General features: G+C 26.5%; 13 protein-coding genes. 11 read left to right on the forward strand and 2 right to left on the reverse strand.

Annotated features, from left to right (window positions below; genetic code table 11):
- Nucleotides 1–22 precede the first annotated feature (22 nt).
- Nucleotides 23–712: a hypothetical protein gene (locus tag BSV1_RS01505; RefSeq protein ID WP_008882667.1), complete on the reverse strand. Its 690-nt coding sequence runs from the start codon at nt 710–712 to the stop codon at nt 23–25.
- On the reverse strand, nt 709–2,487 hold the full coding sequence (locus BSV1_RS01510) for an aminopeptidase P family protein (RefSeq protein ID WP_008882477.1): 1,779 nt from the start codon (nt 2,485–2,487) through the stop codon (nt 709–711). Before BSV1_RS01510 ends, BSV1_RS01505 begins: the two co-directional genes overlap by 4 nt.
- A 114-nt stretch (nt 2,488–2,601) precedes the next feature.
- Here BSV1_RS01510 and BSV1_RS01515 point away from each other — a divergent pair, with 114 nt between their 5' ends.
- From BSV1_RS01515 to BSV1_RS01565, 11 genes are all read left to right on the forward strand, one after another.
- The gene (locus tag BSV1_RS01515) at nt 2,602–3,483 is read left to right on the forward strand and encodes a Cof-type HAD-IIB family hydrolase (protein ID WP_008882840.1); all 882 of its coding nucleotides are present in this window, start codon (nt 2,602–2,604) and stop codon (nt 3,481–3,483) included.
- A gap of 9 nt (nt 3,484–3,492) precedes the next feature.
- Complete coding sequence (locus BSV1_RS01520) at nt 3,493–4,731, forward strand: aminopeptidase (RefSeq protein WP_008882610.1); 1,239 nt, start codon at nt 3,493–3,495, stop codon at nt 4,729–4,731.
- Between the two features lie 14 nt (nt 4,732–4,745).
- The gene (locus tag BSV1_RS01525) at nt 4,746–5,207 is read left to right on the forward strand and encodes a divergent PAP2 family protein (RefSeq protein ID WP_008882623.1); all 462 of its coding nucleotides are present in this window, start codon (nt 4,746–4,748) and stop codon (nt 5,205–5,207) included.
- A gap of 15 nt (nt 5,208–5,222) precedes the next feature.
- On the forward strand, nt 5,223–6,695 hold the full coding sequence (locus tag BSV1_RS01530) for a hypothetical protein (protein ID WP_008882812.1): 1,473 nt from the start codon (nt 5,223–5,225) through the stop codon (nt 6,693–6,695).
- 7 nt (nt 6,696–6,702) lie between these two features.
- Nucleotides 6,703–9,021, forward strand: a complete 2,319-nt coding sequence (locus BSV1_RS01535; RefSeq protein ID WP_008882748.1) for an RnfABCDGE type electron transport complex subunit D — start codon at nt 6,703–6,705, stop codon at nt 9,019–9,021.
- Complete coding sequence (locus tag BSV1_RS01540; protein ID WP_008882387.1) at nt 9,018–9,578, forward strand: hypothetical protein; 561 nt, start codon at nt 9,018–9,020, stop codon at nt 9,576–9,578. Before BSV1_RS01535 ends, BSV1_RS01540 begins: the two co-directional genes overlap by 4 nt.
- 15 nt (nt 9,579–9,593) lie before the next feature.
- Nucleotides 9,594–10,671, forward strand: a protein-coding gene (gene prfB, locus BSV1_RS01545; RefSeq protein ID WP_193374758.1) for a peptide chain release factor 2 whose coding sequence is annotated in 2 segments (ribosomal slippage) — nt 9,594–9,649 and nt 9,648–10,671 — 1,080 coding nt in all. Because the reading frame shifts where the segments join, the coding sequence is not laid out codon by codon here.
- Complete coding sequence (locus tag BSV1_RS01550) at nt 10,653–12,062, forward strand: hypothetical protein (RefSeq protein WP_008882380.1); 1,410 nt, start codon at nt 10,653–10,655, stop codon at nt 12,060–12,062. The genes prfB and BSV1_RS01550 overlap by 19 nt, the downstream gene beginning before the upstream one ends.
- Before the next feature lie 36 nt (nt 12,063–12,098).
- The gene (gene ftsY, locus BSV1_RS01555) at nt 12,099–12,944 is read left to right on the forward strand and encodes a signal recognition particle-docking protein FtsY (RefSeq protein ID WP_008882489.1); all 846 of its coding nucleotides are present in this window, start codon (nt 12,099–12,101) and stop codon (nt 12,942–12,944) included.
- Entirely contained in the window at nt 12,941–13,969 is a 1,029-nt protein-coding gene (locus tag BSV1_RS01560; RefSeq protein WP_039949463.1) for a hypothetical protein, read from the forward strand. The genes ftsY and BSV1_RS01560 overlap by 4 nt, the downstream gene beginning before the upstream one ends.
- Nucleotides 13,970–15,223 carry an ABC transporter permease gene (locus tag BSV1_RS01565; protein WP_039949466.1) on the forward strand — a complete coding sequence of 418 codons (1,254 nt, stop codon included), beginning with the start codon at nt 13,970–13,972 and terminating at the stop codon, nt 15,221–15,223.
- Nucleotide 15,224: the final 1 nt, after the last annotated feature.

Consider the following 15,224-nt stretch of genomic DNA (forward strand, 5'->3'; position numbering starts at 1 on the left):
CCTTTAAACAAAAAAAAGACACTTATTTTATTTTTCCAAAAAGCTTCCATTCCTCATTTCCCAATAATGAAAAATAAATATTACCAATCCTAGACTTAGGAATAGCATAAAGCTTGTTTTCATTAATATCTTTAAAAACTAAAAATTCTTTAAGATCTGTATCAAAAAGAACAAGCTTTCTGTCTTTACCATTAAACTTTAATCGCCAATCACCTTTTAATGTTTTGTAAAAAAAGGTTCTCTCATCAGCAGTATTAATTTCATAATCTTTTTGCTTTTTTAAAACACTTGTTGATTTTATAGCTCCCATAACATAGCTTAAAAAATCCTTATCAAATTGAACACTGCTCAAAACAGCTCCCACATAAGCTGCCTTTATTTGCTCATTCTTAGAATCAACAAAAAAAATAGTTGGACTTTTTTGTAGATTAATTTTATTAAAAATTTCATTATCCTTATCAATAACTAAAAAAACACTTTTTCTAGATACTTTGTGAATAATTTCACCATTTGTAAAAGAGTTTAAAAAACCTTTTATTAAATTTTCTTTAATATCTCTACCAACCAAAATTAAAACATTTTTATTCAATTTTTGAGCTTTTTTAATTGCAACCTCATAAGAACTCTCAAAAATAATATCTTCCGGTGGCAAAGAAAACAAATTTGAAAATCCTTGATTTAAAATCATTAAAAATGCAATTATAAATCTCATATTTTACTTGTTAGCTTTGCTAAAAATTCCAACTCTCCTTCATTATCAAAACGCTCTTTTAAGGTTAAAAACACACATTCATGATAATCATTGATATAATTTAACTCATCTTCTGAGAGCATTTCTTTTACTATCAACTCCTTTTCAAAAGGAACAAGGGTTAAATTTTCAAACTCTAAAAAAGCTCCAAAGTCGTTTGTAAAAGCTTGCCTTACAAAAACTAAATTCTCAATTCTTATTCCGTGACTAAATGTTCTATAAAGACCAGGCTCAATTGAAACTACCTCAGATCCTTTAAAAAGATAACTAGAATTAGGACTAATAGAAACTGGAAGTTCATGAACATTAAGAAAAAACCCAACACCATGCCCAGTACCATGAATAAAATTCAATTCATTTTTTAAAAGCGGTAATCTACAAATTCCATCGAGAAAAGCTCCAGAAGATCCATATGGAAACTTTAAAGAAGAAAGGCTAATGAAAGCCTTAAGAACCAAAGTATAGTCACGCTTTTCTTCATCAGAAGCATCACCTATTAAAAAAACTCTTGTAACGTCTGTCGTACCAAGTCCAAAATATGAACCCCCAGAATCAATCAAAAGAAGACCATTGGTATTTATTTTTTTACCTCTTTTGGGCTTATAATGCGGAAGAGCTCCATTTTCTCTAAAACCAACTATTGAGTCAAAGCTAGAGCTAAAAAAATCTTTATTCAATTTTCTAAAATGCAAAAGCATATCAGCAATATCTATTTCATCTAATTCAGACAATTCAACCTTGCTAAGACTTTTAAATTTACGTAAAAATTTAATCAATGCAATAGCATCAATAACATGTGCTTCTTTCATCTTAAGAAGTTCATAATCAGTTTTTAATGCCTTAAGACTACTTATAATACTCTCTCCCAAAATGATATTAGTCTCACCAAGAACTTTTAAAACCCTAACATTGGCATAAAATGCAACAAAAAATTTACCTTCGTGCTTTATTTTGTCCAAAAAACAATAAAAATTGCTGTAAGACTCTATTTCAAAATTTTCCATTTCAAGTGCTTCTTTAACGCCTGAATCAAGTTTTTTTATATCAACAAAAAGAACGTTTTTTCGATTTTTATTCCTAGATATTAAAAGAAACGAATAAAACAGTGCTGATTCTTTAACATCTGACCCTCTTAAATTCAGTACCCAAGCAATCTCATCAAGAGCAGTAATAACATAAAAATCTGCCAAATTCTTTTCTAAAATTAAATAAATAGATTTGATTTTTTCAGCTCTTTTATTATTCTTCTCAGCATCAGCCAATTCAAATACATGGCTAAACTCAAGCTGAAGCCTAGATTTCCAAATTAAATCAATTAGATCTTGATTTAAAGCCTTGATATGTGTATTTTTGCATTTTTCAGACAACTCTTTATAAAACTTTATACTAATCTCATCTGAATAAATTCCAAGCTTTGATTCTTGAAGATTCAAATTTATATACGTAAAAATATCAGGAGATCCTTTTACTCCAAGCTTTATTAATGCAACCTCAGTTCCCTTAAGCTCTTGCTCGGCCTGTAAAAAATACCTACCATCTGTAAAAAGAACAGCTTTTGATAATGTTATAATTACCGTACCAAAGCTACCAGAAAAACCTGTAATAAACTTACGAGTGCTATACCTTTCATGAGAATATTCACTAAAATGAGGATCGTAGCCTGCTACTAAATAAGCATCAACTCCATTATCCCTCATATGATCTCTAAGTAAAGCTAATCTTTTATTAATATCCAAAAAAATCCCCTTTATACAACCTTACTAATATTAGTATACCAAATAATTATCAATTTAAAAAAAAAAATTTATTTGATATAATTTAGCTTAAAATTAACTCCTAAAGGATAAAACATGAAAAATATTAAAGCGGTTGCCTCTGATCTTGATGGCACTCTTTTACTATCAAAAAGCTATATTGGAGCCTTTACAGAACTTGTAATTAAAAAATTAACAAAAGAAAAAAAGAAATTCATAATAGCAACAGGAAGAAGTAAAAATGAAATCATTCAAATTGCAAAAAAAACAGATCAACTGCAAGTTTCATTTTTTATTACATTAAACGGAGCAAAAGTTTACAATCAAGAATGGAAATTAATAAAAAGTCATAATTTATCTGCTGAAGTGGTAAAGAAGATTTTAAATTTAAGAGACGAGAAATTTAGCCACATACCTCATTTTTTACATAAAGCAGATCAAAACGACGACCAATTAAATATTGACATCAAGACTAAAATTGCAATTGATCAATGTAAAAAATTGCAAAAAGAATCCAATGTCTTCAGACATGAAATAATCAGCCCAATCAATAAAATTCAAGAAATTAAAGACTTTAACGAGCTTAAAAATTTTGAAAATGTTGCAAAAATAATACTAGCTGGCAGAGAAGAAAGCCTAATAGAATATGAAGCAATGATTTTAGAGAAATATAAAGGAGAAATAAATGCATACCTTTCTACCCCAAATTCACTAGAAATTGTAGATCATAAAGTCTCCAAAGGTAATGCATTAAAAGAGGTTCTTAAAACTATAAATATTGATTTAAGCGAAACCATAGCTTTTGGAGATGGATTTAATGACACTGATATGCTAGAAAATGTTAAAAAGGGATTACTAATGGGAAATGCAAATTATAGATTAAAAGCAATGCTTCCTTACTTAGAAGTAATAGGAACAAATGATGAAGAAGCTGTTGCAAACTACATTAATGAGAATGTCTTAGAAGAACCTATTTAGGAGGAATAAATGGAGAAAGATTTAATAAAATATGCAGAGCTTATAATTTTAAAGGGAATTAATTTACAAAAAAATCAATGTGTTTTAATTCAAGGTTCAATCGACAATTATAATTTTTTGAAAATATTATCAAAAAAAGCTTATGAACACGGGGCTAAGTATGTCAAACTAAACATTAAAGACATTGATATTTTAAAATCAAGACTAAAATTTTCACAAGAAGAAAGCTTGAAATTTATTCCAAATGCAGAAAAAAGCTTTTTAGAAGAAATGGTTCAAGATAAATGGGCAAGAATAAACATCGATGATACAGAAAATTTTGAAGACTTAAAAGAAAGCATTGGTCAAAAAATGTCAATTTATCAAAAAGCTTTAAATTTGGCAAGCAAAACCTTGTCACAAGCAATAATGAGCAACGAAATAGCCTGGTGCGTTGTTTGTGCACCAGGTCCAAAATGGGCTTCCAAAGTTTTAAATAAAAAAGAAGGAAGTCAAACTTTAGAAGAATTTTTTAAAATACAAAAAAAAATATTATTACTCGACAGCGAAAATCCAATAGAAAGTTGGGAATCCCATGGGGAAAAACTTCACAAAAGATGCAAAATATTAAATGAACTTAACCTAAAAAAGGTAATTTTTAAAACCGAAAAAACAAACTTGGAAGTATATCTGCTTGAAACTTCCCTATGGACAGGTGGAAGCGAAAAAATCAAAGGAACAGAAATAGAATTCAATGCCAATATGCCAACAGAAGAAGTTTTTACAACTCCAAACTATAAAAAAACAAAAGGCATTGTGTACGCCACCCGCCCTGTAATGGTCCTTGAGACACTAATATATGGAATGTGGTTAAAATTCGAAAATGGAAAAGTTGTTGACTTTGGCTGTGATGATGAGAAGCAAAAAGAAATATTAAAATCACACATTGAAACCGACATTCAAGCAAAATATATAGGAGAAGTAGCATTAGTTGACAGCAGCTCCCCTATTTATCAAAGCAATCTTATTTTTTACAGCACATTATATGATGAGAATGCAAGTTGCCACATAGCACTAGGAGCTGCATATCCATCTTGTTTAAGCAATGAAGAAGATTTAAAGACCGATGCCGATAAGCTAACTTACGGATGTAACGTTTCATTGATACATACAGATTTAATGATTGGAAGCGATGACTTAAATGTCATTGGTGTAGACAAAAATGGAAAAGAGTACACAATAATAAAAGCTGGTAAATTCGCAATATAAAAGGAGGCTTAATAATGATAGGGGCATTGCTTACCAATGATCTTTTTTTGTCTTGTCTTGTATCAGGAATTTCTGCTCAAGTGATTAAATATGGTATCCAAACTGTAAAAACAAGAAAGTTAAAACTAACTCCAGTACATCTTTTAAAAAAAATTTTTCTAGAAACAGGAGGCATGCCAAGTAGTCATTCATCAACAGTCACCGCTCTTTCAACCTCAATTGCACTAACTGAAGGAATAGATACAAATTTTATAATAGCTCTTGCATTTGCCCTTATTACAATAAGAGATTCTTTCGGCGTAAGATATATGTCTGGAGTTCAAGCAGAATATTTAAATGCATTATCAGAAAAATTAAAAAAAGAAATAAAAATTGACACAACAAAAATAAAAGTGGTCAAGGGACACAAAAAGAAAGAGGTTCTAACGGGTATAATAATAGGAATAGTCTCTGCGTATATTGTGTGCTATTTTTAGCATAGGAAAAAATAAATGGTGCGTTTTTTAGGTTTTTTATATTTAATTACAACAATACCACTTATCAATTCCTGCGATGCAGCTCAATTTGGAGACTACAAACCTTTATACTTTGAAAATGAAAATGATCTAAAAACTGCCAATGAATATATAAATTCACTAGGATACAAAACAATCTCAGAATACACAACAAAAATTGACATTTTAGACTTTCCCGAAAATAAAGAAATCACAATAAATGAGATAAACAAACTTAACAATCTTGACCTGAGAAAAAGCATATTTTTAAAAAAGCTCTCCAATCTTTTCAACATAGAGCACAAAAAACTTCTTTATGTTGAAAACAGGTTCAAAAGTATAAATTTTAAAAACCTAAAAAAAGAACTCAATATTAATGCCGACATACATTCTCTTGACTACAAAACAAAAATCAATTTTATTTCAAGCATAATATTTCTAATCATAATAATTTTATTAATTTTTTTAGACCCAACAAATTCTATATTTACTTTAATTTTTCTATTAATTTCATCTCTTACTTTTATGATAAGCAAAGAAATAATGTATTTTTATCCATTTACAGTTCTCTCTTATTTGTTATTTTCAATAATCAGTAATTTTAACAAAAATTACAATAAAATATATTTAAAAGAAATAAATTTTTTAACACTAATGACAAAAATAAAACACTTACTATTTTTATTTATATTCACAGCTCTATATTTCATTACAATCACAACCTTTTTTACTACAAATATTGATCCCACTTTTATTGCATTTGTCGCAATACCAACCCTTTGCATTTTCTTAATTTTCAGCTGGATAAAAACAGAAAGCAATTTTAAAGGCACTTTCTTATTCCCAATTGAGATTAAAGAGAAAAAAATAGAAGGAAAAAAAGCTTTAAAATCAAAAATAGCAATACATTTACTGCTATTTACACTCTCATTAATTCCTTTTGCTTATTCAAGCTATATGCTAAATTCTTATGAAAACATTAACTACCTTTACAGCAAAAAATTAAATTACTTTGATTATTTAAATCCTAATAATATTTATATAATGCTGGGATACAACAAAGACATGCCCAATATTATAGGGTACCTGTCCCACATTCTTTATCAAAACGAACTAAAATACAATATTACCGCTAAGTATGGGAAAATTCTTAAAGATATAAAAGAAAATTACTTTGAAATCAAAAACGACAAAATAGAAATTCATCCTAAAACTGTTTACGAAGTAGACAAATCATTTATTGATGAAATTCTTAAAAAAGATCTTGCAAGTCTGTTTTTAAAAAATAAAAATCCAATCCTAATATATAAAGAAAACAAGAATAATATCAACACAGATAAAAAAAATTACAAAATACTTTTCTTTTTCTCTTTGCCCTTCTTTGTATTACTATTCCTATTTAAAGCAATAAGATTTACAATTCTTTTAAACATAAATGAAAAAACCTATAAAAAATATATTCAAGGATAAATAGCTAATGCTAGACTTAGAAAAAGTAAAAACAATTTTAAAAAAATACAATAAATACGAAATGAACATTAACGAGATTCAAATACCTGAGTATGCCCTAATACCCCTTGAAACAGAAAATTCAAAATCCATAATATACATAATTGAAAAACAAAAAATAGAAGAAAATCAAATTTTATCCAAAAACTCAAACATAGAGCTATACACATATTCTCCAATATCTGGAATAGTAGAAAAAATATACACAGCCAATTTTCCAGATGGAAAAAATTTAAAATCAGCATTAATCAAATTTCAAGGAAAAATAAAAACTGAAAAAACACCAATTGAAGAAGGAGCCTCAAGAGAAAAAACCTTGGAAAAATTAATTCAACTGGGAATTCCTTGGTTTAACGAAAATTCTTTATTTCAATTCATAAACAAATGTAAAAAAATAGACAAAATGATTTTATTAACAAACGGAAAAGATGCATTTACAAATATTTCAGAAGCACTGATGGCAGAAAAATTAGAAGAAATTTTTTCAGGATTCCAAATAATCGACAAAATATTCAAATTCAAAGAAATAATAATAATATCAAATAAAGACAAACTTAAAAAAGAATTTGAAAAATTGAGTATTTTTAAAAACAGAAAAATAAAAATTAAATCTTTAGAAAATGCATATCCTTATACAAATCACGAAATGATAATGCACTTTTTATACAATAATAAAAATACAAAAGATGATATAAACCCCCACAATAATATTTTATTAGCAAATATTGAAGATCTATACAATGCAAATCTTGTTATAAAAAATAACAACCCTTATAAAGAAAAATTTGTGGCTATAAATGGAAATAAAAAAATAAAAAGTAGAATGCTGAAAGTAAAAATTGGAACCTCTTTCAGCCAGATAATAAATGAGAAAATTGATACAAAAAAATATGAAATTTTTTTAAACAACCCAGCCAATAAAATAAAAATCAATACATTAAACATACCGATAACAAGAGATATTTATAGCCTCACCATATTAAAGAAAAAGTCAATATACGACAAAATTAAAGCATTGTTTATATCAAGCTTTGCACCATTGCAAATGGAAAATATTATTTTTTCATTCTTAAAGAATGAAAAAATAATTAATAGCAGCAAATTAAAAATATTTAATTATACAGACAAAGAAGTAGAAGAAGAAATACATAAGGTTCAAAAAGAAATTAAAAGCAAAATTCTAAATGAAAGCCTAACAAATGAAGTAATATACACTGAAAACAATTTAAAAGACATATACTTTGCTATCATACTATCACTATCACCTAGCCTGATATTTTCTTTCCTAAATAACACAAAATTCATGACAGACACCTTGCTGTTAATATTTATTAGTGTGGTAATTTATATACCTATAATGCTAAAAATTAATTACAAATGTTTGTCTTTTTTTGTTTACGCCGCCTTAATGATAAGCATTATATTACCCTTGGATTTAGAAATTACACTAAAAATAACCTCCTTATTATTTACTTTTTTGGTATTCTTTTACTTTTTCAGACTATCAACATTTTTGGCAAACCCCATATTAATTTCTTTTATGTTTTTGGTATTAAATTTTCCAGTAAGTTTTAAGCAAACCTATCAAGAGGGGCTTAAAAACTCAAATTCAATAATTCCAACCTGGAATGAAATAATTGAAACAAATTCAAACATAAAAAATTTAAAAAGTTTAAATACCTTTACAAGATATGAAAATAAAAAAATAGATGTAATTGAAAACTTTGTAAATCAAAACATTTTTTCCGCTTTTAATATAATTGTCACAAGATTTCATATTGAAAGTCTTTTGGGAGTTAATAATGAAAAAAAAATATCTCCTATCTTGCTTTATTTTGGCCTCTTATTAATAGTTGGCAAATATATAATCAACAAATTAATACCACTGTCATTTTATATAAGCTTAATGGCAATCTCGTACATAGCACATAATATAGAATTGCTAAACCACATCAGCTCCGACATGTTAACACTACTTATTTCCCCAATTCCAATGCTGCTAATATTTACAATGGCAACAGAATTGCAAATAACACCTCACTTTAAATTTGAGCAAATACTCTACGGATCAATATTGGCATTTATATACTTTTTGACATTAAGCTATATTCCTTTTGAAACTTTATCAGTCATAATATCTATTTTCATCTTACAAACAAGCTCAAACTTAATAAAAAAATATAGCTTAACCTTCAAAATTAAAAAAATAATACATGTTTTGAAAACAAATAAAGAAAAAGCACTCAAAACACCTCTTGAAAATGAAAAGGATATAATAAAATTATGACCAATAATTTAATTGCATGCCTAATTATTAACAACTTAACCTTAATACACTTTGTTGGATTTGAGGACATAAAAATAAAAAACAATATAATGCTAATAAAAAAATACGTCATAATAACAATTACTTCTTTATTAATATATTCAATATCGTTTTATCTCTATAAACTGTTTGCAAAGAATAATTTACTGTTCTTAGTGCCAATTTTTTATGTAATTTTAATTTACGTGTTGATATTATTATTTAAAGTATTAAATGATGTATTTATTGCTTACAACAAAAAATCAAATTATTCAAACGATTTCATGCTTTCAAATAGCAGCTTAATTGCAATAACGTTTTTTGCGCTTGATAAGAACAAAGGATTTTTTGAAGGATTAGAAATACTTATTCTATCTGCACTTGGCATACTAATAGCTTTAATGTCAATAACATCAATAAAAAAAAACTTTGACAAAAACCCCAAAATCAATATATTGGAAAACGAACCAATATATTTTTTTATAATGTTTATTTTATCTTTAATTCCAAATATAATTATATTAATATACAATCAATAATAGCGAGAAATAAAAATGAAAGAAAAAATAAATACATTGCTCAAACAGGCCGAAGACATTTGGAGGAAGCTTTGACAAAAATGAAATTCAAGCTAAAATCGAAAAATATGAAAAAGAAATAAACCAGAAAAATTTTTGGAATGATCCTAAAAGAGCTCAAGAAGTAATTAAGGCTCAAAGTATTTTAAAAAATAAAATTGATCCGTGGAAAGAGCTAATAAATAAAATAAAAGACTTAAGCGATTTGTGCGAAATTGCTGAAAATGAAAAAGATACTAGCGGCTTGGAAATCGAATTTAATACGCTTGAAAAACAATACAAAGATTTGCTCACAATTTCTTACTTTAAAGAAGAGCTTGACGCAAACAATGCTTTTTTAACCATTCATTCTGGGGCTGGGGGCACTGAAGCATGTGACTGGGTTGCAATGCTTTACAGAATGTATTCAAGATACGCTGAGAGAAAAAAATACAAAACTGAACTTATTGATTTGCTCGAAGCAGAAGGTGGAATAAAATCTGTTACAATAGAAATCAAAGGTGAGTATGCTTATGGGCTATTGAAAAGTGAAGTCGGAATACATCGTCTTATAAGAATTTCTCCTTTTGATGCTGATAAAAAAAGACATACCTCTTTTGCATCAGTATTTGTTGACCCTGTTATTGATGACAAAATAGAAATAATAATCAAACCAGAAGATATAAGAATTGATACATACAGAGCATCGGGAGCCGGGGGGCAACACGTCAATAAAACATCTTCTGCTGTAAGAATAACTCACATTGAAACAGGAATAGTAACTCAGTCTCAAAGCGACAGAAGCCAGCACAAAAACAAAGACTTGGCAATGAAAGTTTTAAAATCAAGACTTTATGAATACTATAAGAACAAAGAAGATGAAAAAAACAAATCCAAGCAAGACACAAAAAAAGAAATTTCTTGGGGCAACCAAATAAGATCTTACGTATTTCAACCTTACAATTTGGTAAAAGATCACAGAACAAAATTTGAAAATTCAAACACCACTTCGGTTATGGACGGCAACATAGACAATTTCATAGAAGAGTATCTAAAATGGAAAAGCTTAAACTAAAGCTAGCAATACCATTGCTAGTATTTACAATATGCAAAATACATTCTCAAAGTAATATTGAATACAATTTTTCCTATATCATTAATACAAAAAAAGAAAATATTGACCTAAAAAAGGGAATTGAAAAACAATTGGACAAAATCTATGATAAAATAACAGAACATATAGTAAGCAATGATGACAAGAATATTATTGAAGATATTTATATAAATCAAGATATAATAAAAACAGAACTTGAAATTAGCAAATTAAAAAAAGAAATGGATAAAAAAAAACTTCAAAACATAATAACCGCAAAAGAAAAGCATAACACCAAAACCAAAATTGATGAGCTTAAAAAAAATATTCAAAATATTACCAGTAAACAAAAAAAATTTGCAGAATATTTTAACAATTTAAAAAAACTAAAAGTAAAATATAAAAAAATCGAAGAGCAAACAAATATATCAAATTTAAATAAAGAATTTTTTATAAGAGAAGAATTATTTTTTATTAACTATATTGATCTTAAAAAAATAGAAAATTATTATTTGCTAGAAATTAGCAACATCACTCCTGAGAAAATTGAGACTAAAAAAGCGGTATTTAAAACATCATCTTCTGTTAATGAAATTGCAGATCAAATAACAAAATACAGCCTCAAAGAAATATTGGGCAGAGAATTCTTAAAAATCAACATTAACGTCAAAAATAACTCAGATGCAAAAATCTATATAAATGAAAAATTTGTTTCAAAAGGAATCTATCACGATAATATTTTTGACATTTCCAAACTCCCAAACAAAGAAATTGAAATACAAATCACAAGTGCAAATTTCGAAAACTATTCTATTAAAAGAAAGGTAAAAAATGCAGACTCAATAATATTAGATATTGACTTAAAAAGAACAATCTCTAAAAAAGTATCAATTACAAGCAATGTGCAATCTAAAGTTTTTAAAAAAGGAATATTTATGGGAGAAACCCCAATTGAAATTGAAAAACCAGAAAATCAAGATATCATCTTGCTTAAATCTAAAGGATATAAAGATAAATTCAAGTTAATAAATAAAGAAGAAGATCCGGTAGAAATAGAAATGATAAAAACTAACAAAAATAGACTTATCGACACAAGAGATAAATTTTATGTCAATCTGGCTGTCTTTACATTAAGCACAATAGGAACCATTTTTACAGGAACATTACTTAACAATTCAGAAGCACTTTATAAAATAACGGGCAATCACTTTATTAACAAAAGATTAACAGCAGAAGATGTTTATATGGCAAAAGCGGAACAAATGACTGCAACATTTCTATTTGGAGTAGGAATCACTTTAACTATTGGAAGCTTTATCTCATTAATAACTCATTTAGTAGAATATATTAAAGAAGCAAATATGGGAGAATAGATTTAATAATCTGCAATCAAATAGGAGAACAAACTTTTGGGCATTTTAGAAAAAATAAAAAATTTATTTAAAAGCAAACAACAAGAAAATGTTATTGAAAATTTAGAAGACATTTTATTAGAATCAGACATTAATAATGAAATTGTAATAGAGATAATAAATAAATTAACAAAAGAAAAAAATGAAAACGAAAAAACTATTATTGGGAAACTAAAAGAACTTTTAAGCAGCTATATTAACACAAAAAAATTTACTCTAGAAAATAACAAATTAAATATTTTATTAATAGTTGGTATAAATGGAATTGGAAAAACATCAAGCATAGCAAAACTTGCAAATAAATTAAAAAATGAAGGCAAAAATATATTAATATCGGCTGCTGATACATTCAGAGCAGCTGCAATTGAACAAATGAAAATTTATGGAGAACAAATCGGCGTTAGAATAATATCTCAAAACCAAGGAAGCGATCCATCAGCTGTAATATTCGACAGCATATCAAGCGCTAAGCTTAAAAAGCACGATGCATTAATTATTGACACAGCCGGAAGATTGCAAAACAAAGAAAATTTAATAAAAGAGCTTCAAAAAATAAATAATGTAATATTAAAGCAAATAAAAAACACCAACATTAATTACCAAAAAATACTTGTAATAGATTCTACCATTGGAAAAAATGCAAATAGCCAAGCAGAAATTTTTAATAAAGCAATAGAAATAGACGGAATAATAATCACAAAACTTGATTCATCCTCAAAGGCAGGTACAATAATAAATATTTCAAAAATTCTTGAAAAACCTATATACTTTACTACCTTTGGAGAAAAACTAGAAGATATTAAAGAATTTGATATAAATGAATATTTTAATAAATTGCTATGAAAAAAAACCAATTAATACTTCTTCTATTTATGCCACAAATTATTTATGCAAAAAGCTATTTTGCATCTGATGTATTTTTTAATAAATACCAAAAATTAAATGAAAAACCAAAAACGGGATTTTACATTGAATATTATTCTGTTGATGATACTGAAAAACTCTACTTATACAAAGAAAATAACTTAATAAAATACAAAACAATTCAAATCATAGAAAACACAAAAAAAATTACATGTTATGATACAAAAGATACAAAAAGAAAAGAAGAAATTTACGATAATTTAAATAACAAAATACAAGAAATTGAATATGATAGCAAAGGAAAAATTCTTGAAACAGCAAATTACGTTTATGAAAACGAAAACTTAATATCTAAAAATTTAAAAACAATAAACCAAAAACCAAAATTAATATATTATTCTAAAGACGACAATGGTAAATTACTAAAAATAACAGGATCAAATTTCCAAATTTGGAACTATGGAATTAATGGCGACATAAAATCTACATATTTTGACATCAAAAAAGCAACAACAAAAGTGATAAAATATGATGATAAAAAAAGAAATTCAAACAGTACAATAATTGTTAATAATAAAATAAAATCCAAAGAAAAAAACCAGTATTTAGATGAAGAAACAATAGTAAATACCTTTGAAGAAGAGAATACAAAAATCATATCTACCTATAAGGCAAACAACCTAATTAAAGAAGAAACATATAAAAATAATGAACTTATAAAAGTAAATGATTTTCAATACAACGAATCTGATATGATAATTTTTCAAAACACTAAAGAAAAGGATAAAGACCAATACACCAATACTAAAATTGAATACGAATATAACAAAGACAATCAATTAAAAAGCAAAAAAATTTATGAGAACGATATAATTTATCTAAAAACTGAATACCACAATGACAATGAATATGAAGAAGAAATATACTACAATAAAAAACCTGCTCTTAGGGTAAAACACAAGAATGGAAAAGTCACAGAAGAAAAACCAATAGGAACAAATTAAATGGGTATAAGAAATTTTTTACTTAAAAGATTAATACTAGAAGAAAAAAATAGCCTAGCCCTCACAATTGTAATAATATTAAGCATTGCATTAGGCGAAATAATAATTATTCTAACAATATCAATCATGAATGGTTTTCAAAACGATTTTTTTCTTAGCATTACAAATGTAGAAAGTGGAAACTTAAAAATAGAAAATGAACTAACTCAAGAAGAAATCAAAAAAATTAAAAAGATTGAAGGAATAAAACATATAAATAAAATATACGAAACACAAGGCATTGGAATTCAAAATTATTATTATCCAACTATTTTAAATATCATTGCAGTTGATATTAAAGATCTCAAAAAAGATCAAAATTTTATTTCATTTACAGGACTTGAAAAAGATGAACTGGATCTTAAAGACAATGAAATCATTATTGGAAATGTACTCTCTCACAATTTCAACTTATTCGAAAATGATCCCCTAGAATTAATAATAACCGATGAAATAAAAACACTTATATCGCTAGAAAATGATATAAAAAGCTTTAAAATAAAATCGATTTTCAAAAGTAATTATGCAAAAATAAATGAAACTTTAATTTTTATGAATATAGACTATTTCATTAAAAATAAAATTTTACATAATTCTGGTATTAATTACCAAGTAAAAACAAAAAATTTAAATCCAAGCAACAAATTAATTGAAAAGATTAAAGCTGTTAATCCAAAAATTAAAGCAAAAACTTGGAATGAATACAATAAAGAATTCTATAAAATATTGAAAATAGAACGAAATACAATGTTAATTATTTTAGCAAGCATTTTCATTGTTATTGCCGTTAATGCATATTATCTTCAAAAAAGAATAATAATAAACAAAAATAAAGCTATTTTAATACTATTAGCCATGGGACTTAGAATAAAAAAAATAAAGCAAATTTTTTTTATTCATTCAATAATAATTTGCACTGTAGGAGGACTTCTTGGCTTGACACTGGGAATTTCCATTTCCCTAAATATAAATGAAATTTTAAAAATAATTGACAATCTGGTAAACACTTTAATAAATTTTTTAAATCAAATATTGGCTTTAAAAATAGATGGCATTAAAATACAAATAGTAAAAAATACAATTACTCCTAAATTATTTTTAAGCGATTTAGCATTTACTTTCTGCTTTGCATGCTTTTCTACAATGTATTCAAGCATGAAGGCAACAAAAAAAATTGGAAGTCAAAAAAACATTGAAACTATTAATGGGCAGTAAA

The organism is [Borrelia] finlandensis (assembly GCF_000181875.2).
In the GTDB taxonomy this organism is placed as follows: Bacteria; Spirochaetota; Spirochaetia; order Borreliales; family Borreliaceae; genus Borreliella; species Borreliella finlandensis.